This is a genomic window from Parafrankia sp. EUN1f (genome assembly GCF_000177675.1).
GTDB lineage: Bacteria > Actinomycetota > Actinomycetes > Frankiales > Frankiaceae > Parafrankia.
This window is the reverse complement of sequence record NZ_ADGX01000088.1, coordinates 16,520-35,543: the sequence shown is the minus strand read 5'-3', so window position 1 is coordinate 35,543 and position 19,024 is coordinate 16,520. Positions and strand designations below refer to the sequence as shown.

The 19,024-nt window shown below is 67.5% G+C and carries 20 protein-coding genes and 1 pseudogene; 9 read left to right on the top strand and 12 right to left on the bottom strand.

Going from position 1 to position 19,024, the window contains the following annotated elements:
- Both FREUN1FDRAFT_RS23890 and FREUN1FDRAFT_RS23885 read left to right on the top strand, forming a co-directional pair.
- Window positions 1–1,068: ABC transporter permease (locus tag FREUN1FDRAFT_RS23890; RefSeq protein WP_006542795.1), on the top strand; the 1,068-nt coding region annotated here is incomplete at its 5' end.
- Between the two features lie 431 nt (window positions 1,069–1,499).
- A complete protein-coding gene (locus FREUN1FDRAFT_RS23885; RefSeq protein WP_006542793.1) occupies window positions 1,500–2,210 on the top strand; it encodes an IS6 family transposase in 711 nt (236 codons plus the stop codon).
- Window positions 2,211–2,488: 278 nt separating this feature from the next.
- On the opposite strand, the gene FREUN1FDRAFT_RS23880 is transcribed toward FREUN1FDRAFT_RS23885, so the two are convergent.
- The 9 genes and pseudogenes from FREUN1FDRAFT_RS23880 to FREUN1FDRAFT_RS23840 all read right to left on the bottom strand — a co-directional run bounded on the left by FREUN1FDRAFT_RS23880 (window position 2,489) and on the right by FREUN1FDRAFT_RS23840 (window position 8,696).
- Window positions 2,489–2,857: a DUF5615 family PIN-like protein gene (locus FREUN1FDRAFT_RS23880; RefSeq protein ID WP_006542792.1), complete on the bottom strand. Its 369-nt coding sequence runs from the start codon at window positions 2,855–2,857 to the stop codon at window positions 2,489–2,491.
- The gene (locus FREUN1FDRAFT_RS23875) at window positions 2,854–3,081 is read right to left on the bottom strand and encodes a DUF433 domain-containing protein (RefSeq protein ID WP_035953249.1); all 228 of its coding nucleotides are present in this window, start codon (window positions 3,079–3,081) and stop codon (window positions 2,854–2,856) included. Before FREUN1FDRAFT_RS23875 ends, FREUN1FDRAFT_RS23880 begins: the two co-directional genes overlap by 4 nt.
- Window positions 3,082–3,346: 265 nt before the next feature.
- Window positions 3,347–4,024: an IS6 family transposase gene (locus FREUN1FDRAFT_RS23870; RefSeq protein ID WP_006542790.1), complete on the bottom strand. Its 678-nt coding sequence runs from the start codon at window positions 4,022–4,024 to the stop codon at window positions 3,347–3,349.
- Window positions 4,025–4,352: 328 nt separating this feature from the next.
- Window positions 4,353–4,862 (bottom strand): hypothetical protein, encoded by a 510-nt coding sequence (locus FREUN1FDRAFT_RS23865; RefSeq protein WP_006542789.1) that lies wholly within the window; start codon window positions 4,860–4,862, stop codon window positions 4,353–4,355.
- Between the two features lie 48 nt (window positions 4,863–4,910).
- Entirely contained in the window at window positions 4,911–5,414 is a 504-nt protein-coding gene (locus FREUN1FDRAFT_RS44160) for a hypothetical protein (RefSeq protein ID WP_157475240.1), read from the bottom strand.
- A gap of 270 nt (window positions 5,415–5,684) precedes the next feature.
- On the bottom strand, window positions 5,685–6,191 hold the full coding sequence (locus tag FREUN1FDRAFT_RS23855) for a hypothetical protein (RefSeq protein ID WP_006542787.1): 507 nt from the start codon (window positions 6,189–6,191) through the stop codon (window positions 5,685–5,687).
- 552 nt (window positions 6,192–6,743) lie between these two features.
- On the bottom strand, window positions 6,744–6,953 hold the full coding sequence (locus FREUN1FDRAFT_RS45270) for a helix-turn-helix domain-containing protein (protein WP_006542786.1): 210 nt from the start codon (window positions 6,951–6,953) through the stop codon (window positions 6,744–6,746).
- 363 nt (window positions 6,954–7,316) lie between these two features.
- A pseudogene (locus FREUN1FDRAFT_RS23845) lies at window positions 7,317–7,616 on the bottom strand (DDE-type integrase/transposase/recombinase); the annotation flags it as partial.
- A gap of 306 nt (window positions 7,617–7,922) precedes the next feature.
- Complete coding sequence (locus FREUN1FDRAFT_RS23840) at window positions 7,923–8,696, bottom strand: SDR family oxidoreductase (RefSeq protein WP_006542784.1); 774 nt, start codon at window positions 8,694–8,696, stop codon at window positions 7,923–7,925.
- A gap of 82 nt (window positions 8,697–8,778) precedes the next feature.
- Between FREUN1FDRAFT_RS23840 and FREUN1FDRAFT_RS23835 the strand changes: the two genes are divergently transcribed.
- From FREUN1FDRAFT_RS23835 to FREUN1FDRAFT_RS23815, 5 genes are read left to right on the top strand one after another with little or no spacing between them, the layout of a single operon-like run.
- Window positions 8,779–10,239, top strand: coding sequence for an aldehyde dehydrogenase (locus FREUN1FDRAFT_RS23835; protein ID WP_006542783.1), 1,461 nt, complete (start codon window positions 8,779–8,781; stop codon window positions 10,237–10,239).
- The gene (locus FREUN1FDRAFT_RS23830) at window positions 10,236–11,042 is read left to right on the top strand and encodes an SDR family oxidoreductase (RefSeq protein WP_006542782.1); all 807 of its coding nucleotides are present in this window, start codon (window positions 10,236–10,238) and stop codon (window positions 11,040–11,042) included. The genes FREUN1FDRAFT_RS23835 and FREUN1FDRAFT_RS23830 overlap by 4 nt, the downstream gene beginning before the upstream one ends.
- On the top strand, window positions 11,039–11,890 hold the full coding sequence (locus FREUN1FDRAFT_RS23825; protein ID WP_006542781.1) for an NAD(P)-dependent oxidoreductase: 852 nt from the start codon (window positions 11,039–11,041) through the stop codon (window positions 11,888–11,890). Before FREUN1FDRAFT_RS23830 ends, FREUN1FDRAFT_RS23825 begins: the two co-directional genes overlap by 4 nt.
- A complete protein-coding gene (locus FREUN1FDRAFT_RS23820; protein WP_006542780.1) occupies window positions 11,887–12,651 on the top strand; it encodes a carboxymuconolactone decarboxylase family protein in 765 nt (254 codons plus the stop codon). Before FREUN1FDRAFT_RS23825 ends, FREUN1FDRAFT_RS23820 begins: the two co-directional genes overlap by 4 nt.
- The gene (locus FREUN1FDRAFT_RS23815) at window positions 12,648–13,337 is read left to right on the top strand and encodes a TetR/AcrR family transcriptional regulator (protein ID WP_006542779.1); all 690 of its coding nucleotides are present in this window, start codon (window positions 12,648–12,650) and stop codon (window positions 13,335–13,337) included. The genes FREUN1FDRAFT_RS23820 and FREUN1FDRAFT_RS23815 overlap by 4 nt, the downstream gene beginning before the upstream one ends.
- A 337-nt stretch (window positions 13,338–13,674) precedes the next feature.
- On the opposite strand, the gene FREUN1FDRAFT_RS23810 is transcribed toward FREUN1FDRAFT_RS23815, so the two are convergent.
- Window positions 13,675–14,874, bottom strand: coding sequence for a cytochrome P450 (locus FREUN1FDRAFT_RS23810; protein ID WP_006542778.1), 1,200 nt, complete (start codon window positions 14,872–14,874; stop codon window positions 13,675–13,677).
- Between the two features lie 10 nt (window positions 14,875–14,884).
- Complete coding sequence (locus FREUN1FDRAFT_RS23805) at window positions 14,885–15,487, bottom strand: TetR/AcrR family transcriptional regulator (protein WP_006542777.1); 603 nt, start codon at window positions 15,485–15,487, stop codon at window positions 14,885–14,887.
- 51 nt (window positions 15,488–15,538) lie between these two features.
- Here FREUN1FDRAFT_RS23805 and FREUN1FDRAFT_RS23800 point away from each other — a divergent pair, with 51 nt between their 5' ends.
- Both FREUN1FDRAFT_RS23800 and FREUN1FDRAFT_RS23795 read left to right on the top strand, forming a co-directional pair.
- Entirely contained in the window at window positions 15,539–16,288 is a 750-nt protein-coding gene (locus tag FREUN1FDRAFT_RS23800) for an SDR family NAD(P)-dependent oxidoreductase (protein ID WP_006542776.1), read from the top strand.
- A gap of 271 nt (window positions 16,289–16,559) precedes the next feature.
- Window positions 16,560–17,351: an SDR family NAD(P)-dependent oxidoreductase gene (locus tag FREUN1FDRAFT_RS23795; protein ID WP_006542775.1), complete on the top strand. Its 792-nt coding sequence runs from the start codon at window positions 16,560–16,562 to the stop codon at window positions 17,349–17,351.
- 340 nt (window positions 17,352–17,691) lie between these two features.
- On the opposite strand, the gene FREUN1FDRAFT_RS23790 is transcribed toward FREUN1FDRAFT_RS23795, so the two are convergent.
- Window positions 17,692–19,023 (bottom strand): ABC transporter substrate-binding protein, encoded by a 1,332-nt coding sequence (locus tag FREUN1FDRAFT_RS23790; protein WP_006542774.1) that lies wholly within the window; start codon window positions 19,021–19,023, stop codon window positions 17,692–17,694.
- Window position 19,024 lies beyond the last annotated feature (1 nt).

Below are 19,024 nucleotides of genomic sequence, written 5' to 3'. Positions count from 1 at the left end.
GCCGAGCTGGCGGCTCGCTTCCGCTCGTCCGACTACTTCGTGCCCTCTGCGGTCGTGGCGCCCATGGCACGAGGGGCACCGGCAGAGCTGCTCGGCATCCGACGTCAACCGATGCTGACTCAGCTCGCCACCCTCACCCGGCGGTATCTGCGAGTGGTGTGCGCGGACCGCTCCTATCTGAGGCTCCTCGTCGTGTTTCCGATTCTTCTCGGGATCGTCCCGCGATCGATCCCGGCACCTGACGGTCTGGGCGCCCTGCCGGTCGCTCCCAACCTCAACGCGACGAAGGTCCTGGTGGTCCTTGTGCTGTGCGCGTGTTTCATGGGCATGGCCAACTCGGTGCGCGAGATCGTCAAGGAGCGTCACATCTATCGCCGCGAGCGCACGATCGGGCTATCTCCCGCGGCGTACCTCGGGTCAAAAGTGATCGTGCTGACCTGCGTCACGACTGTCCAGGCTGTGGTCTTCACCTTCATCAGTCTGCTGGGACGAGGGCCGTCGGACGCCGTCCTGCTGAGATCTCCGGTAGCGGAGTGCCTGGTAGCGGTGATCGTCGCTGCGCTGGGCTCGATGCTCGTCGGGCTGCTCGTCTCGACTCTGGTCGACACCACCGACAAGGCGATGCCGTTGCTGGTACTGCTCACCGTGGCCCAGCTCGTGCTGTGTGGCGGCCTCGTATCCGTCTGTGGCCGGCCGTTTATGGAACAGATCTCCTGGATTGCCCCTGCCCGCTGGGGCTACGCGGGCCTTGCCGCCACCAACGACATGAACGAGGTCGCCAAGCTGGGCAGCGAGATCCTCCACACCGATCCGACCGACCCCCTGTGGACGCACAGCTCGGTGGTGTGGCTGCGGGCCGTGGCCTTCGGTGTCGCGTTGTGGGCTGCGACCCTGGCACTCACCCTGGTGATGCTCCGCCGCCTTGACCCGCCGATCCCGGCTGGTGGGGTCAGGCCGGGCGCTGCGCCGCCGCCGGGCAGTTCCGACTCTGCTGGTTGGCCTCCGGGAGGACGACGTTTCTGGCCGTGGTCGTCAGGGAGAGGCCCGAGGGTTCGGTGGCGGCTCTGACGCAACTGAGGTTGAAGCGGAGGGCACCGACCGGGATCAGGAGGTCGGGCAGCAGGTTCCCCAACCCGCTTGGGATAGGAACGCTGAAGAAGGATGACTGAAAATCGGGATATACCGGAGAAGGTTATGTTGCGTTCTTTCCGCGTTCGATTGCCCTGGTAGGCCGGCACGGAGGGCCGCTCGATAGAGCAAGATCGATGGGTGTCAGGACGGTTTCTTCACCGCGATTCCGCTGACCGCGTCGTAGAGTGACCAGACGGAGCGGGTTCTCGTGTATCCCGGGAACCGGGAGATAAGATCGTCGTCCACGAACCAGCTCTCCGGAGTTGCGAAGACCATTGCTCTCGATGTCATAGATCTGGATCGCGCAGGGCGCTGTTGCATCGGCAGAGTCCGCTGTCCTGCGGCTACCGAACGGTCATGATCAAGCGATGCGTCGACGTCGCGCCCACCCACCGGCTCCAGCATCGGAGTTCTCCGGCTTCCGGTTCCCGCCCGAGGTGATCGTTCTGGCGGTGCGCTGGTACCTGAGGTTCGCCCTGTCGTACCGCGATGTGGAGGAGCTCCTCGCCGAACGCGGCCTCAAGGTCGATCACGTGACCGTCTACCGATGGGTCCGCCGGTTCACCCCGCTGCTGGTCGACGCGGCCCGGCCGTGTCGGCACCGGCCTGGCGGGAGGTGGTTTGTCGATGAGACCTACGTGAGGGTCTCCGGCCGGTGGACCTACGTGTACCGGGCTGTTGACCAGCATGGTCAGGTCATCGACGTCCTGGCCAGCACCCGCCGCGACCAGGCCGCCGCCCGGCGCTTCTTCGCCCGGGCGCTGTCCCATGGCCGTCGGCCGGTCGAGGTCACGACCGACAAGGCCCCCGTCTACCCGAGGATCCTCGACGAGCTCCTCCCCGAGGCCTGTCATGTCGATGCCGCTCGGGAGAACAACCGGATCGAAGCGGACCACGGCCGGTTGAAAGCACGGCTGCGGCCGATGCGCGGGCTGAAACGCCTCCGCTCGGTCCAGACCGTCAGTGCCGGACACGCCTTGGTGCAGAACATCCGCCGCGGCCACTACGAACTCGGGATCGACAGCAGTCCGCGACTGAGGTTGGCAGCCGCCTTCACCGAACTCGCCGCAACCGTCTGACCGGCAGACGCCCCGGCCACTGGGCATGCCCCGCCTTCGCCGAACGCGACACCGCCGTTTTCAGTGCCGGAACGTGCCGGCCGATGTCGCGCCGTGCCGGGGCATCCGCGCACACAATGCGCACACACGCGGTCCGGACGCGGCACACGACGCCCCGGCCATGACAGGCATACCCAAACTTGCTGGACAGAGACGGACTGCGGCTACGGTACGTAGCCAGTAGCAGCCCAGGGCGAGACAGGCACGGAAACCACGGGCCGGAGCGGGGGTAGCAGTACTCAGCGAAGCGGGAGCCGACGGACCCGCACGTGGGTCGTGCTGAGCGATACCACGACGCCCTGTTCGAGGTCGGCTTCCAGCGCGGGCAGGTTCGCCAGCAACAAGGCGGCTTGCGCGTCGGGCTTGAGCTGGTCGCCGGACCGGAGCAGGACGAGCGAGGGAGCAGTGCCGCGACTGAGCGCGAGCAGGGTGGTGAAGTCGCTGTCGGCCGAGATGATCGACCGTCTCTCGGTGACGGCGAACGCGCTGACCTTGGTATCCGGAGAACCGCCAAGCCCGTGCTCGAGGACGTGCGTCGTGTCGATACCCTTGTCGCGCAGCAGTTCGGCGACCCGCGGTGAGAGGTTCTCGTCGACAAGGAACTTCATGCGGCGATGAACGGACGCTCTTGCGGCATCGTCTCCGCGGCAAACGCGAGAGCAGCGAGCACATCGTCGCGGGTGAGCGACGGGTAGTCTGCGAGCAGTTCCTCGACCGTCGAGCCAGCCGCGAGCTGCCCCAGCACCGCGGACACGGTGATCCGGGTACCACGAATCGCCGGCGCACCCGCCATGATCGCGGGATCGGCGGTAATACGGCTGACGACTGCCATGGCCAAGAGTCTACCGTCAGAGGTGTGTTGCATCCGCGGAGTCCGGCATCGCGGATCCTGATCAGTCATGATCGAGTGACGCGTCGAGGCCGAGTCGAGAAGGTCCTCGATCTGGCCCTGGTCAAGCTCTCGGCGGTGATCTCGGACATCTTCCGGGGCGCTGTTGCATCGGCAGAGTCCGCTGTCCTGCGGCTACCGATCGGTCCTGATGGCGCTGTTGCGTTCCGGGGAAGCTGGGCATGCCAGCGGCCTCGATGATCGGCGGTCAGACGGCGGCGGCGAGCTCGGTGAACGCGGCTGCCAGCCGCAGGTGTGGGTCCGTGTCGATGGCGAGTTCGTAGTGGCCGCGGCGGATGTTCCGCACCAGGGCATGTCCGGCGCTCACGGTCTGGACCGAACGCAGCCGTTTCAGGCCGCGCATCGGCCGTAGCCGGGCTTTCAGGCGGCCGTGGTCGGCTTCGATCCGGTTGTTCTCCCGGGCGGCGTCGACGTGGCAGGCCTCGGGGAGCAGCTCGTCAAGGATTCTCCGATAGACCGGTGCCTTGTCGGTGGTGACCTCGACCGGCCGGCGCCCGTGGGACAGTGCGTGGGCGAAGAACCTACGGGCGGCGGCCTGGTCGCGTCGTTCGCTGGCGAGGACGTCGATGACCTGCCCGTGCTGGTCAACCGCCCGGTACACGTAGGTCCACCGACCAGAGACCTTCACGTACGTCTCATCGACGAACCATCTGTCGCCTGGTTGGTGTCGGCAGGGCCGGGCCGCGTCCACGAGCAAGGGCGTGAAGCGCCGCACCCACCGGTAGATCGTGACGTGGTCGACCTCGATGCCGCGTTCAGCGAGGAGCTCCTCGACGTCCCGGTAGGACAGCGCGTACCGCAGGTACCACCGCACCGCCAGCACGATCACCTCGGGTGGGAACCGGAACCCGGCGAACTCCGACACCGGAGCCAGTGGACGGACACGGCGTCGACGCATCAGCCGATCATGACCGCTCGGACGCCCCGCGATGGCCGACTTCGCCGATGCAACAGACCCACTTGAGCCAAGTCAGGTTCAACGACTCGATCGCGTTCGTCGAACACGGGGTTGTTCTCCTCGCATCTGATGGAGTGGACTCGGGCCCGTGACGTCGGAGCCCTGGGGGAGCGGGTAGCGTGGTACGCGGTCCGGAGAAGAAGCCGGTGAATTCGGCGGAGCAGATCGCGTTGGAGAAGCTACGCTGTGAGAACCAGCGGTTGAAAGCACGGCTCGCGTCGCCACAGTAGATCTGTCAGCGTGGGGATCTTGGTGGTCGCGCGCGGGCGGCTGCGGCGCGCAGTTCGTCACCGCTGAGCTCGACCTCGCCGCTCAGACCGGCGACGCTGACGCGGATGAGTGCGTTCCCCACATCGGGCAAGGGGCTCGCCTCGTAATCGGCCTGTAGACGACCGTAGGTCGTGCCCCAGCCGGGTGACCATACCCGCGCTTCCCGGACCGTGCTCCGGGGCATGGTGACGTCGCATGCGAGCGGTTCGACGATCAGTTTTGGATCGGTCCGCAGGCTATACATCTGTTCCTGGAGTTCTCCCGCTCGGCGTAGCCGCTCGATCTCGTTTGGCGTCGAGGGGAAGACCGCCTCGACGCCGAACAGGAGCATTCGAAAAAGAATTCTCTGCGGCCATACCCACAATCCAACCAGAACGACGGCGGTGGAGGGACTCTCGGCGAGCACCGTGTAACACCGCATTTTACCCGGAATCGGCACCTGGTCGGCGGCGGGCTCCCGCTCCACGGCGTTCATCGGAAGAGGGCTGTCGACTCGCTCGGCGAAGAAGCCAGGAAAAATCGATCAGGCACAGTTGAACGTGACTGTGTTGGAGTAGGCGGTGGCCGTGCTGGCGCCGGACGGCCCGACGCCTGTTCCGACAACCTCGCTACGGTAGTCCTTACCGGTGGTAGTGGGTTCGCAGAAATACTCGTCGCTCGCCGAGAGCATGCCGAGGCCGCCGGACCTATGGGTGCCCCCGGTGATTCGCACCCATCTTTCGTTGGTGGTGTCCCAGTTCTTCAGGTAGACCGTTAGCGTCTGACCGCTGAGGTCACCTGAACAGAACTGATTCCCGCTAGCCACGAGGAGGTCAGAGAAGGGACGGGTCGGGTTCTCCGGATAAATGGTGCAGGCCCATCCAGAGTCCGCAGCCGCCGCGCCTGAACCGGCTGTCCCGCTCGGTCCATAATAGGTGGCGCCCGGTCCCGAGGGGGAAGAGAGGCCCGGCGACTCTGCGGCCTGCGCGGGCGCTGTGCCCGCGATTGTCAGTCCGACCGCCGCGCCGCAGGCGCCGATCGTCGTCATGGCTCGTCTCGGCGTGTTCCCCATTCCATTCATGTTATCCTCCGTGCCTGATGGACGGATGCATAGATCATATCCATCGCATTGACACCGCCTGTAGTCGGTATAGCAAAGCCTAAAGCGTTCACATCTCGTCCTCCTAGGGCCGAAAGGCTCTTGTATGGGCCTAGTGATCCGTATAGAGTTTGACCCATAGCATGGCTGCGTGACCTGATGCGCAGATAGTTACAGAACGCCGCGTGGTGGCGGATTCTGTGTGGGGCATACAGTCTGTCATCGGCCGGACGCGCCGAGACGCCTGGCCCGCGTTGCTGCGGACCGCAGATCGTTGCCGGAGATGACCGCCGAGCCAGTCAGATCACCGACGGTGACCGTGAAGATCACGTCGCCAACAGGCGGCAGGGGCCGCACCCAGAAAGACGCGTCCGTCTCGCCGTCACGTGAGAAGCCAGACTTCATGTGAAGTCTGGCTTCGACCGGGCCGGGACCCTTACCGGCAAACTGCACGCCGCAGTCGAGCACGGGCGGCTCTTCGCCCAACGCAGACGCGGCGAAAGCCCGCAACCCGGCCGAGCCCTCCACGGCTCCTGGATGCATAACACGCACTAATGATTGCACTTGTCCAACCATTAGCAGATCAAACTCGAAGCCGGCTGGCTGTGCCCGCACCCGGTCAAGGATGACGGCGACGCGGTCGTCCTCCGCGAGAACGACGAACAGATCCACATCCCCCGGGATCAGGTCGGCGCCGGGGCTTCGCGGGTCGTGCTTCTGGATCATACCCGACAACGCTACCCGCACTCTGCCGGAGGCGTGAGTGAATGAGAGGATGGGGCGGGTAAGAACGGTCCCCCTCGCCACCGTGAGGGCGGATCGCTGGCCGTCAACTGGCACACATGGCGGTCTCTTTCAGGCAGCCTCGGCGGTCAGGGGCTGCGCGCGTGTGGGCGAAGCTCGGCGTGGGGCATCAGACGCGGCGAGGTCGGTCAGGCCGACGTAGGAGGCGAACAAGGCGGCCGGGTTGAACATGGCGGAGGCGGTGGCCCGGTCGCTAGCGCGCTGTGCCGTGTGGCGAGGGCACGCTGGTCGCCGACATGGGCATGGAGCGGCGAACATACGGGCCGTTGGCGTTGGGATCAGCGAAAAGGGCGCGGTGGGGCCCGCGGCTACTACCAGATGACGGTGATGGGGCGCGGGCGCTGTTTCATTGCGGGGAAGCTGGGCATGCCACCCGACCACGCATGTTGGTCTAGTTCCTGATCCACCGTCCCTGACCATCGCTCCGTGATCGCGGGCTCGGCCTCGGTGGATCAGCGCTGAGCAGTCGGATGGTTATGGGCGATATAGGTAGGTGCCTGGGGTTTGGCCGGTGGCGCGGCGGAAGGCGCTGATGAACGTGCTGGTCTTGCGGTAGCCGACAGCGCGGGCGACGGCGTCCACGGTCGCCCCGCCGGCGGGTAGTCCGATGGCGGCGCGGATGCGTATCTGTGTGCGCCAACGGGCGAAGCTGAGCCCGGTCTCGTTGAGGAACAACCGGGCCAAGGTGCGGACTCCGGCATGCACCTGATCGGCCCAGGGACGAGTTCGCGTTGGTCCGCGGGATCGGCAATGAGCCGTTCGGCGATGGCCCGCACCCGCGGGTCGGTAGGCATGGACACCTGGACGGTCTGGTCGGGCAGCGGGGTGATCCCACCGCAAGGTGGTGACGGCGTGCTCGATTCCACCGGGGGATCCAGTGCCCGTAGCCGGGCGGGACCAGCCAGTCGCGCTGGGCGGCGATGGCCCGGAGGTCTCCGAGGTGGCCCCACCGCCGACCCGAACCGCAAGCAGAGGATGAAGACGACTCGTGAGGGGTCTGTTGCATTAGGGGATGGCAGGGCATGGTTGACCCTGCCGAGCGGGTGATCAGATAGCGAGGGTGAGCTCGGTGAACGCGGCTGCCAGCCGCAGGTGCGGGTCGGTGTCGATGGCGAGTTCGTAGTCGCCGCGGCGGATGTTCCGGACGAGCGCATGACCTGCGCTGATCGTCTGGGCGGACCGCAGGCGTTTCAGGCCGCGCATGGGCCGGAGCCGGGCTTTCAGGCGGCCGTGATCGGCTTCGATCCGGTTGTTCTCCCGCGCGGCGTCGACGTGGCAGGCCTCGGGGAGCAGCTCGTCGAGGAGCCTTGGGTAGACGGGGGCCTTGTCGGTGGGCAGCACCGTCGGCTCCTTCGGCCACGACTGGTGCGACGCGATCAACAACAACCCGAACGCGCTCACCGTGCCAATCCCGGCGGGAACGAAGTGGTGGTACTGGGCCCGCCGGCCGGGCGCCCCCGTTCAGTTGGCCGGGGCGCCGGGCCGCGGGCAGACGGCCGGGGCGACGGGAGCGGTGCTGGTCGGAACCGAGGGTCCGGGCATGCGGTGCCACGGCCCTCGGCCACCGGAGTCTCGATCAACTACTTAAAGTGCTTGGTTGATGACTTTGGGTGCCTGGTCAACGCATCGAAATCCCATCTGCGGAAGACAGGCCTAGAGGCGGGTGATCCATCCGCCGTCGACGAGGATCGTCTGGCCGGTGATCCACTCGCCGGCTTTGGAGCACAGCAGGAGCAGTGCGCCGACCAGGTCCTCCGGCGGTCCTGATTTCTTGCCCGGGATGCGGGCCTCGATCGCGGCGCGGAACGGCGAGTCCCTGGGCAGGGAGACGTAGCCGCTGTCGTTGGCGACGAGGCCGGGGGCGATCGCGTTGACGTTGATGCCGCGGGGGCCGAGTTCGGCCGCGAGGTTGATCGTCAGGCCGTGGAGTGCGAACTTGCTGACGCCGTAGATGCCGCCGGTCATGAAGGCTCCGGCGGACAGGCCGTTGACGATCCGGCCGCCGCCGCGTTCGGTCATCGACTCGACGACGGCCTGCGTGCATAGCAGCGGCCCGCGCAGGTTGACGTTCATGACGCGGTCGTAGTCGGTGACGGGCATGTCCGACAGTCCGTAGGACGGCAGGTTCGTCATGATCGCCGCGTTGTTGACCAGGATGTCGATCCCGCCGAACGCGGTGACCGCGGCGGCGGCCATCGCCGCGGTCGACTCGACGGACGAGACGTCTACCTGCACCGGCATGGCCGGCAGTCCCTGGCCGGTCAACTTCTCGGCCGTGCGCTCAGCCGCGGCGCCGTCCAGGTCGGCGACGACGACGGAGGCGCCGGCCTGGCAGAGGGCCTCCGCGTAGACCACGCCGATGCCTCCGGCTCCGCCGGTGAGGACGGCGACCTTGCCCGCGAGGTCGAACAGCTCCGTGGGTGTCATGCGGCCACTAAGACATGCGCATACTTTCCAAGTCAAGTACCGTCTGCCTTAAAGCGACTGACTTATCGGGAGGAGGGTCTGGATGGGTATCGATCGCACGGTCCCCGCCGTACACCTGCACATCGGCGGCCAGGCGCGGGCGGAGGGCACCGGCGGCACGGTCGAGCACGTCTTCCCCGTGACGGGAGAGGTCCAGGGTCTGGTTCCGCTCGCCGGTCCGGCCGACGTCGCGGAGGCCGTCGAGGCGGCGCACGCCGCGTTTCCGGCCTGGCGAGCCTGGACCCCGGCGGAGCGCCGCGGCGTACTCGTGCGGCTCGCGGAGCTGATCAAGGCCGACATCGCGGAGTTGGGCCGGCTGTCGGTGCTGGACAACGGGATGACGCACCGCATCGGTCTGCATCTGGCGAGCTCGATGGCCGGCTACACCGAGTACTACGCAGGCTGGGCGGACAAGATCGAGGGCCGGGTCACCACGGTGCCGGCACAGCGCCGGGAACTCGCGTACACGGTCCCCGAGCCGTACGGCGTCGTCGGGATCATCCTGACCTGGAACGGCCCGCTGGTCTCGGTCGGGATGAAGGTCATCCCGGCGCTCGCGGCGGGTAACACCGTCGTCGTCAAGCCGTCCGAGCTGACGCCCTACGCCACCGAGCACCTGATGCGCCTCGTCCGTGCGGCGGGGATCCCGGATGGCGTGGTCAACCTGGTGCTCGGCGGCCCGGACGCGGGTGAGGCGCTCGTGCGCCATCCGCTCGTGCAGAAGGTCAGCTTCACGGGCGGCCCGACGACGGCCCGCAAGATCCTCGCGTCGTGCGCGGAATCGCTCAAGCCCGCGGTGCTTGAACTTGGAGGCAAGTCAGCCAACCTCGTCTTCCCGGACGCCGACCTTGACCGCGTCACCCTGATCAACACCTCGTCGGTGTTCGAGACGCTGGCGGGCCAGGGCTGCGCGATCCCGTCGCGGCTGCTCGTGCACGAGTCGGTCTACGACGAGGTCGCGGAGAAGGTCGTCGCGCGGGTGCGCTCACTGCGGTTCGGGGATCCGTTCGACCCGTCGACCAACGTCAGCCCGGTGGTCACACACGCGGCGCGTGACCGGATCCTCGGGATGATCGGCCGGGCGCGGTCGCAGGGCGTGGGCAGGCTGCTCGCCGGTGGCGGTGTGCCCGACGGCGTGCCGGCGGGCGGCTACTACGTCGAGCCGACGGTCTTCGGTGACGTCGCGCCGGACAGCGAGATCGCCCAGGTGGAGGTGTTCGGCCCGGTCCTGTCGCTCCTGCGGTTCTCCTCCGAGGAGGAAGCGGTCGCGATCGCGAACAGCACGTCCTACGGCCTGGCTTCCTACGTCAATACCCGCGACATCGGCCGGGTCAACCGGCTGACGGCCCAGCTGCGCGCCGGCGGCGTCTACGTCAACGGCGCTCCGCCGGTGGTCGGCTACGAGCTGCCCTTCGGGGGTGTGGGCATCTCGGGCTACGGCCGGGAAGGCGGCCAGGAGGGCCTGCTGGAGTTTGTCCGCACGAAGGCCGTGGCGATCGCATGACCCGGCCACTGATGCTTACCGGTGCTGTCGCCGCCGTCACGGGCGGCGGCAGCGGAATCGGCCGGGCCGCCGCGCTCGCGTTCGCCCGCCGGGGAGCCCGGGTCGCCGTGAGCGACCTCGATCTCGACCGGGCGCGCGCCGTCGCCGCCGAGATCATCGCGGGCGGCGGCGAGGCGTTCGCCACCCGGGTCGATGTCACCCGCGAGGCCGACTTCGCTGCCTGGCGTGACGCCGCCCTCGACCGGTTCGGCCGGGTCGACCTCGTCATGAACAACGTCGGCGTCCTCGCCCTGGGTGCGCCCGAATCGCTGCCGGACGAGGCCTGGCAGCGGGTGTTCGACCTCAACCTGATGAGCATCGCGCGCAGCAACCGGGTGTTCCTTCCCCTGCTGCTCGACCAGGGCCGAGGCCATGTGGTGAACACCGCGTCCGCGTCGGGGCTGCTCGCGTACGGCTTCGACCGGCTGCCCTACGTCGCGAGCAAGCACGCGGTCGTCGGGCTGTCGGAGGCGCTCGCGCTGTACCTGGGTCCCCGCGGCGTCGGGGTCACCTGTCTGTGCCCATCCGGAGTGATCACGAACATTCTCGAGCAGGTGACCGTCTACGGGGAGGTCGCCTCCTCGCCCCGCGCGCCCGATCATCCCGTGGTGCCCGCGGACACAGTGGGCGAGCTGGCGGCCGACGCCGTGACCCAGGGACGTTTCCTCGTCCTGACGGCGCCCGCGATCCATGACGAGCTGGCGGTGCGGGCCGGCGACCTGGAGGCCTACCTGCAGGCCCGGATCACCGAGCAGGCGCCGTGAGCGGGGCCCACGGGGACGGCGGCGTACGGGTCGGTTTCGTCGGGCTCGGCTCCCAGGGCGCCCCGATGGCCCGAAGAATCCTCGACGCCGGCTTCCCGACAACGCTGTGGGCGCGCCGCCCCGAGGCCCAGCAGCCCTTCGCAGACACGGCCGCCCGCTTCGCGGCGAGCAGGGTCGAGCTCGGCGCGGCCAGCGACCTGCTCGGCGTGTGCGTGGTGGGCGACGCCGACGCGGACGAGGTGCTACGCGGACCGGACGGAGCACTCGCCGGCATGGCGCCTGGCGGGATCGTCGTGGTGCACAGCACCACCCGTCCGGACACCTGTCGCCGGCTGCAGGAGGACCACCCGCACCTCCACGTCCTGGACGCGCCCGTCAGTGGTGGCGGGGCAGCCGCGGCCGAACGCAGGCTGCTGGTCATGGTCGGCGGCGAGGCTGGGATCCTGGAGCGCTGCCGGCCGGTCCTGACCGCCTTCGCGGACCCGATCGTGCACCTCGGGCCGCTGGGCAGCGGCCAAGAAGCGAAGGTGTTCAACAACGCCCTGTTCACCGCGCAGCTCGCCCTCGCCGCCGAGGTCCACGCGGCCGCGCAGCGCCGCGGGCTCGACCCCGCGGCCATGGCGACCGTGCTGCGCGGCGGCAGCGGCCACAGCTTCGCCGCCGAGGTCGTCGCCAGGAACGGCTTTCACCTGGCCCCGCTCGCGGGCAGCGCCGGGCCGCTGCTTGCCAAGGACGTCGGGATCCTCGCCGGCCTGCTCGCACCCGTCGCGTCACCACTGATCGACATGGCCGACGCCGCGTTGACCGCCATGGGCCTCGCCCGCACCGCACGAGAGGACCATTCATGACCTCGTCGACTACCGCGGACGACGTCTACCGGGCCGTGATGACCGTCGACCCGCCGACGCCACAGACACCCTTCGACACGGCCTCCCGCCAGTACCTGTTCGGAGAGATCTGGAGCAGGCCCGGCCTGGGCATTCGCGACCGCCGCCTCGTATCGCTCGCCTGTGTCGCCGCCGCGGACGCGGCGACACCGATCGACGAACACGTCTACGCGGCGCTTCGCAGCGGCGACCTCACAATCGAGCAGATGAACGAGGTCACCTTGCACTTCGCCGTCTACTGCGGCTGGCCGAAAGCCTCAGCACTGGAGCAGGCCGTCCGCAAGCAGTGGCACCGACTACACGCTGAGCAGGGACAGGAAGCGCCGGCCTGGCCGACGCTCACCGTCGAGGACCTCGGGCCGGCGGACCGCGAGGAGCGGATCGTCGGCGGGCAGGAGGAGTTCAGGACCGTCAACATCATCCCCGCCCCGCCGTCCGACTCGCCCTACTTCTACGCCGGCATCCTCAACTTCGTGTTCGGCCACGTCTGGCGCCGGGAAGGGCTCAGCCGCCGCGAGCGCCGGCTCGTCACGATTCCGTGCGTGGGTGCCTCGGACGCGGTCGGACCCATCTTCTCGCACGTCGGGTCGGCACTAGAGTCAGGCGACGTGACCTACGAGGAGATGCAGGAGATCATCCTGCACTTCAGCGCCTACTACGGATTCGCGAAGGGCGAGGCGCTGCACGAGGCCGCGCGCCACTGGCGAGCGAGCCGGCCGTGAGCCAGCCGCAGGGCACCCCGGCCGGTGCGATGGCACTGCAACTCTTGCTGACCGCCGAGCGGCTCTTCGCCGAGCATGGCATCGACGGGGTGTCCCTGCGGCAGATCGCCACCCAGGCCGGGTCTGGCAACAACTCGGCCGTGCACTACTACTTCGGCTCGAAACGACAGCTGATCGAAGCGATCTTCGCTCACCGGATGCCGCAGCTGGTGCAGCGGCGCGCGCTCCTGCTCGCCCGCATCGACCCGGGCGACCTGCGAGCCCGATTCGAGGCGCACCTGCTGCCCGTGCTGGAACTGGCGGAGTCGCCGGACAACTTCTACGTGTCGTTCGTCGAGCAGCTCCAACGCAGCACCGAAGCCACCGGCACCCTCGTCCAGTCGGACGACATCCAGCGCTCCCAGGACGAGTTCCTCAACGACATGCGCCGCCTGGTGCCCCACGTCGAGGAGCCGGTACGCACGATGCGCATCCGTGAGGTCCAGGAACTCAGCGTGCACGCCGCGGCCCGGCGGGAGCGAGCGATCGCGGCCGGCGAACAGATCGTGCCGTTCGGCCTGTTCGTCAGCACCTTGATCGACGGCTTCACCGGCCACCTGGCGGCTCCGGTGTCGCAGGAGACCCGACGATTCCTCACCACTACCACTGACCAGACACCCCCGGCCATGTCGCTGCCGGCACTCTGATCTCAGCTCGACGCTTTCCGCTGGCACCGGGCGGCGACGTGTGTCTTCCAATGTCGCGTCGCACAGGTCGCGACAAAGCCCTCCACTATGTGAGCGATTATGTGAGCGATCGCTCACATAGCCAGCGGCGGTGCATCGACGGCGCACAGGTTGGCCAGGGCGCGGGGCCAGAACAGCCGGAGGTCATTCCCCCGCCGGTGCCGCCGACGTCACAGCGATGCGGCGACCACGTCGAGACACATGGTGCTGTCCGGTGCTGTCGCGCGCTGGCGATGCCGAGTCCGCCAACGCCAGCGGCGACGTCCGCGGACTGTCCTTCACCCGTGGCGAGGCGGATCTACTTCCGCGGGGTGATAGGGAGCTTCTCCCAGCCACGTACTGTCGAGGTACTCGCAAGCTTGGCGCCGTTCCAGTCGACGTCCCATCCCTTCGGGAAGCGCTTCGCCAGTTCTTCGAGGACGATGCGTCCTTCCATGCGGGCGAGATTCGCGCCGAGGCAGTAGTGCAGGCCGTAACCGAAACTGCGCTGCGCCGTGATGTCACGGTGGATGTCGAGGTCGTCGGGGTTGGCGAACTTGGACTCGTCGCGCCCGGCGGATCCGACGATGAACAGCGCGGTGCTGCCCTCGGGGATGGTCTGGTCGTGGAACTCGACGTCCTTCGTGACGTACCGCCCCACCGCCTGACCGACCGGCTCCAAGCGCAGGATCTCCTCCACCGCCCTGCCCGCGAGCGACGGGTCGGCGACGACCTCCTGGTACTGGGCGTGGTTCTTCTCCTCGCCGAAGATCTTCCCGATCCAGCCCATGAGCTGGCCGGTGGTCTCGTTGCCCGCTCCGGCGATGACCGCGCAGTAGACCAGAATCTCCTCGCGGGTGAGCTTGCGGATAGTGCCGTCGTGGTCCTCGAACTCCACGTTGAGAAGCTTGGTCATGATGTCGTCGGAGGGGTTCGCGATCCGCCAGTCGATGTAGCTCTCGAAGATGTCGGTCGCGATCTGCGAAGCCTCCGCGTCGATCTTGCCGCCCTCCTCGGTCTTGAGGTTGGCGACAGTACGGTCTCGGACCGATTGCTGCATCTCCTCGGGAATCCCGACCAGCATGCCGATGACGCGCATCGGCACCTTGTCCGAGAGAATGTCGATGACGTCGAAGCTCTCGCCGTCGCGCACCGGGTCGAGCTGGCGGGCGACGTAGTCGCGGATCTTCGGCTCCAGCGATTTGATGCCGCCCGGGGAGAACAGGCGGGAGACCAGGCGGCGGTGGATTCCGTGGCTCGGCGGGTCCTCGAAGATCACACTGCCCGGGGGCATCTCGATGCCGGACTTGATGAACTCGTAGATGTTGCCGCGGGCGTTGCTGAAGTGCTCGATGTCAGGCAGGCCACGGTCCACATCGTCCCACCGCGCGAAGGCGTAGAAGTCGTGGTCTTCGTTGTAGTAGACCGGGGCTTCGGCACGTAGGCGCTTGTAGATGGGGTACGGGTCCACCCAGATGTCGTGGCGGAACGGGTCCCAGTAGAGGTCTGCGGTGGTCATGCGTCGTCTCTCATTCCTTCACTGGGGTGGTGTTGGCTGCGAGCCAGCTCTCGATCCAGGTGCGGGTTTCGTCGTGCCCGTCGGTGAAACCGAGCAGGCGATCGTTCGCCTCTAGCTGTGCCAGACCGGTGGTGAGCAGGAGAACGACCATCGGTGGTATGTGGTCGGAAGCGATCGACTCACGTTCGAGGGCCGCCCGCGCGAAGTCGAGCTGCGCAGTGCGGAAACGTCGCGCGTAGGCCGCGATCTCCAGCCGCAGCGCGGGGTGACGCTGGGCGAGAGCCACGAACTCGACCATGAGTTTGCTGGCGCCGGCGTCAGAGTGGATCTGCCAGAACCTGCGGAGCGAGGCCTCACCTTTCGCGATCTCGGCGAGACGTGCGAGGTTCTCCTCGGCGCCGCGCCGGAAGGCCTCGATGAAGAGGTCCTCCATCGAGGCGAAGTAGTAGTGGACGAGCTGGTACTTCACGCCGGCGACCTCTCCGATACGCCGCGTCGTGATGTTGCCATAGCCCTCGCGGGCCAGGAGTTGGATCGTGGCTTCGACGATCCTGTCACGCGTCTCGGGCGCCCGGGAACCCCGCGAACGGACCTCTTGCTCTGACCCACCCATGGCAGTTACTTTTACACTCGTCAAAACCCAGTGTCCAGTAGGGAGAAGCGAATGGGTCGGGTCGCTGTCGTCACGGGTGCCGCCGAGGGCATCGGTTCTGGGATCGCCACCCGGTTGGCGACGGACGGTCACAGGGTCGCGATGCTCGACTGGCAGGGAGAGAAGGTCGAGAAGCTCGCCTTCGAGCTCACCGCGGCCGGCGGCACCGTCCTGCCGATCACTGTGGACGTCTCCGACCGCGCCTCGATCGAGGCCGCCTACGCGACGGTGCGCGAGCAGTTCGGGCCGATCCACATCGTCGTCGCGAACGCCGGCATCTCGAACATGGTCCCGTTCGTGCGGCTCGATCAGGCGACCTGGGACAGGATGATCGCGGTGAACCTCACCGGCGTCTTCCACACGATCCAGGCCGCCGTGGCGGACATGATCGATGCGAAGTACGGCCGGATCGTCACGATCTCGTCCTCAAGCGCCCAGTCGGGCGCGCCGGCGATGGCGCACTACGTCTCCAGCAAGGGCGGTGTCATCGGCCTCACCAAGGCGCTCGCCCGCGAGCTCGCCGAACACCGCATCACCGTCAACACGGTCCCGCCGACTATCGTCGACACCCCGATGGCCCACCACGAGGCAGGCCAGGCCGGTGGCGCGGAGCAGTTCCTCGAAGCGGTCAGTGCGATGGTCCCGCTCGGCCGGGCCGGCACGCCCGCCGACATCGGCAACGCCGTGTCGTTCCTCGTCTCCGACGACGCGGCTTACATCACCGGTCAGATCATCGGCGTCAACGGCGGCATGTACATCTGACGTGGGGCGGTAACGCGCAGCTGCGGCGGCCTGCCCAAAGAGAGCGATCGGCGTCGTCGACGGGTAACCGTGCCGACGGCCAACCGTGGTTGTCGGCCCACCTCGCGACGCCTCCCTGATTTCCCTCCTGCGCATCCGATCTGCCGGCGGTCGCAGGGCTAGGTGACAGGCAGAAGAAATGATGGTCAGCTCGCGTCCCTGCCGCGCGCTCGTGCACCGGCCGCAGGAGATACGCGACGAGCTCGGCGATCACACTTGTGGAAGGAAGTCCATGGAGCTCGTAGGTAAGGCCGCGGTGGTCGCAGGAGGCGCGGGTGGCCTCGGAGGAGCGACGGTGCGGCGCCTGGCCACGCTGGGAGTCGGTGTCGTCGTGCTCGATCCCGATGCAGACCGCGCAGGGGCACTCGTCGCCGAACTGGGTCCCACGGTCAAAGCGGTGACCGGCGACAGCAACGACGACGAGGCCGTGGCCGCCGCGATCTCGGCGGCGCAGGCCCTCGGCGTCTTCTCCATCGCCGTCAGCGCGACGGGCGTCGTCATCCCCAGCCCACGGCTCGTCGGAGGTGACGGGTCGATCATGTCAACAGAGGTGCTGCGCGCGAATCTGGACCTGCACGTGTGTGGCCCGTTCAACCTCACCCGGCTCGCGGCATCGGCCTTCAGCGCCAACGCGCCGGACGAGGACGGGCAGCGTGGAGTCGTCGTGCAGACGGCGTCGATCAGTGCGTTCGACGGCCAGGCGACCATGGTTCCCTACGCCGCGGCCAAAGGGGCGATCGTCGCGATGCTGCTGCCCATGGCGCGCGACCTCGCCGCGATCGGCGTCCGGGTATGCGCTATCGCACCCGGGGCGTTCGCCACACCACGGCTGTCGAACCCCGTGGTCCAGGAGCTGCTCGTACGCGACGTCCTGTTCCCGAAACGGCTGGGCAGGCCTGAGGAATATGCCCTGCTCGCGGAGGCAATCATCCGCAATCCCTACCTCAACGGGGAGGTCATTCGGCTCGACGGCGCAGCACGCCTCTCCGCCGAGATGACCCCCAGCCGGCCACCGAAGCGCTGATCCCGCTGCGCGGTTCGACGGCGGGACCCACGCGCGCTGGCTGGTAGCAGCCACCGGAGGGACCGGTTCCTCCGGTGGCTACTCACAGCTGGGCACCCTGCGCGCCATGTCCCCAAGCCGGAACGGTTCAAGTGGGATCCAAGGGGCCGCCAGCTAGTCATCCGGCAAGGGTGCGAGCTCGGCTGAATCGAGTGCCGCGTATCTCGCCTGGCCAGGCGGGTGGTGTCTCATGCCTTGAACGCCTTCATCTGTGGCCCGAACAGCCGACCCACCTGCGGGTCCGGGTAGAACACATCCGTCACGCGGTTGAGGCCCGCTGGCGCCTCGCAGTAGACGCCGATCAGCTTCCGCTGCGGCTGTACTCCTTTGCGGTCGGGCCGGAGTACAGCGCTCGGACAGTGGTCAGCCCACCGCTGGTGCTCGCGGCTCGGAGCACGTAGTTCTCGCGGCTGGGGCTCACTCCGGGCTTGCTGTAGTCGAGCTTGCCGAGGAGCCCACCGGTATCGATGCTGGCGAGGCTCTGCTTGGCTTGGACAACTCCCTCGCGGGTGAGGTCGCCTTTCCTGCATGCTTCTTCGAGGATCTCCGACATCACATGCGCGGAGGCGAATCCGGACAGCATCGTGACGCTCGGCGCTGAGCCAGGGAACTTCTTCTGGTACGCCGTGAGGGGCTCCTGGGTAACGGCCTGGTCGTAGGCCGGGTAGGGGCTGATGTTGTAGTAGTTGGCGATCAGGGCATCCTTGGCCGGGGTGTTCAGCAGTCCCGGGGAGAAGGTGGGGTTGTTCCCGACCAACGGGACGTTCAGTCCCTGTGTCGCGGCGACGGTAGCTGCCGAGGCGGTCTGGCCCGGGGACGTCGCGAGCAGGACCGTCTTGACTCCTTCGGCGCGCAGCGCTGTGATCTGAGCAGTCATGTCCTGGTCGCTCGGAGTGACCTTCTGCTCCACGACTCGCATGTTGTGCTTCTTGGCGAAGAAGGACGCGCCCGCGAGTGTGGTGGCGCCCCAGTCACCCTCGAGGTAGATCACGCCGATCGCGTCGCCAGACGCGATCTTCTTCTCCTCGAGCAGGTAGTCCAAGCCGTTGACGACCTCGACGTCGTAGGTCGGGCCCAGTAGCGCCATGTCCGGGTTGTCGGTGAGGCTTGCGGCCCAGGTCAGGGGGATGGTGACGATCGAGTCCTGTTCGATGCGCTTGGACAGGGCCGCGGTCATCGCGGATCCGAGCAGCTGCTGGATACCGAGCACATCACCGCGCATACCGGAGTATAGGGAGGTGGCGTTCTGGACGTTGTAGCCGTGATCCTTGACATCCAGCTTCACCTTGTAGGTGCCGCACACACCGCCCTCGGCGTTGCGTTCGTCCCAGAAGATCTGCTGGCCAGCCGTTAGTTCCTTTCCGAGGGCGGCGAAGACCCCGGTGGCGTCGGTAAGTACGCCGAGCGTGATCGTGTCGCCCTTGATTCCGGCGCCAATCTTGGCCGAGCCGCTGGTGTCGCCCGTCGTCGTGCTCTGCCCCTTGGTGCTGCATGCGGAGATGGCTAAGACGGTGACTGTGACGCAGATTCCCGCGCTCCGCAGCGTGATCCGTCGGCGACCCCGCCCCTCTGACCGTGTACCAGTCGGCGCGGAAAACGACGAATCCGCGGCTATGCGCTCCGTGTTACTCATT

Coding starts and splice junctions, on each gene's coding strand:
- FREUN1FDRAFT_RS23790 (WP_006542774.1), bottom strand. CDS start 19,023: ATGAGTAACACGGAGCGCATAGCCGCGGATTCGTCGTTTTCCGCGCCG.
- FREUN1FDRAFT_RS23795 (WP_006542775.1), top strand. CDS start 16,560: ATGGAGCTCGTAGGTAAGGCCGCGGTGGTCGCAGGAGGCGCGGGTGGC.
- FREUN1FDRAFT_RS23800 (WP_006542776.1), top strand. CDS start 15,539: ATGGGTCGGGTCGCTGTCGTCACGGGTGCCGCCGAGGGCATCGGTTCT.
- FREUN1FDRAFT_RS23840 (WP_006542784.1), bottom strand. CDS start 8,696: ATGACACCCACGGAGCTGTTCGACCTCGCGGGCAAGGTCGCCGTCCTC.
- FREUN1FDRAFT_RS23880 (WP_006542792.1), bottom strand. CDS start 2,857: ATGAAGTTCCTTGTCGACGAGAACCTCTCACCGCGGGTCGCCGAACTG.
- FREUN1FDRAFT_RS23810 (WP_006542778.1), bottom strand. CDS start 14,874: ATGACCACCGCAGACCTCTACTGGGACCCGTTCCGCCACGACATCTGG.
- FREUN1FDRAFT_RS44160 (WP_157475240.1), bottom strand. CDS start 5,414: ATGACGACGATCGGCGCCTGCGGCGCGGCGGTCGGACTGACAATCGCG.
- FREUN1FDRAFT_RS23885 (WP_006542793.1), top strand. CDS start 1,500: ATGCGTCGACGTCGCGCCCACCCACCGGCTCCAGCATCGGAGTTCTCC.
- FREUN1FDRAFT_RS23855 (WP_006542787.1), bottom strand. CDS start 6,191: ATGATCCAGAAGCACGACCCGCGAAGCCCCGGCGCCGACCTGATCCCG.
- FREUN1FDRAFT_RS23865 (WP_006542789.1), bottom strand. CDS start 4,862: ATGAACGCCGTGGAGCGGGAGCCCGCCGCCGACCAGGTGCCGATTCCG.
- FREUN1FDRAFT_RS23830 (WP_006542782.1), top strand. CDS start 10,236: ATGACCCGGCCACTGATGCTTACCGGTGCTGTCGCCGCCGTCACGGGC.
- FREUN1FDRAFT_RS23820 (WP_006542780.1), top strand. CDS start 11,887: ATGACCTCGTCGACTACCGCGGACGACGTCTACCGGGCCGTGATGACC.
- FREUN1FDRAFT_RS23805 (WP_006542777.1), bottom strand. CDS start 15,487: ATGGGTGGGTCAGAGCAAGAGGTCCGTTCGCGGGGTTCCCGGGCGCCC.
- FREUN1FDRAFT_RS23835 (WP_006542783.1), top strand. CDS start 8,779: ATGGGTATCGATCGCACGGTCCCCGCCGTACACCTGCACATCGGCGGC.
- FREUN1FDRAFT_RS23875 (WP_035953249.1), bottom strand. CDS start 3,081: ATGGCAGTCGTCAGCCGTATTACCGCCGATCCCGCGATCATGGCGGGT.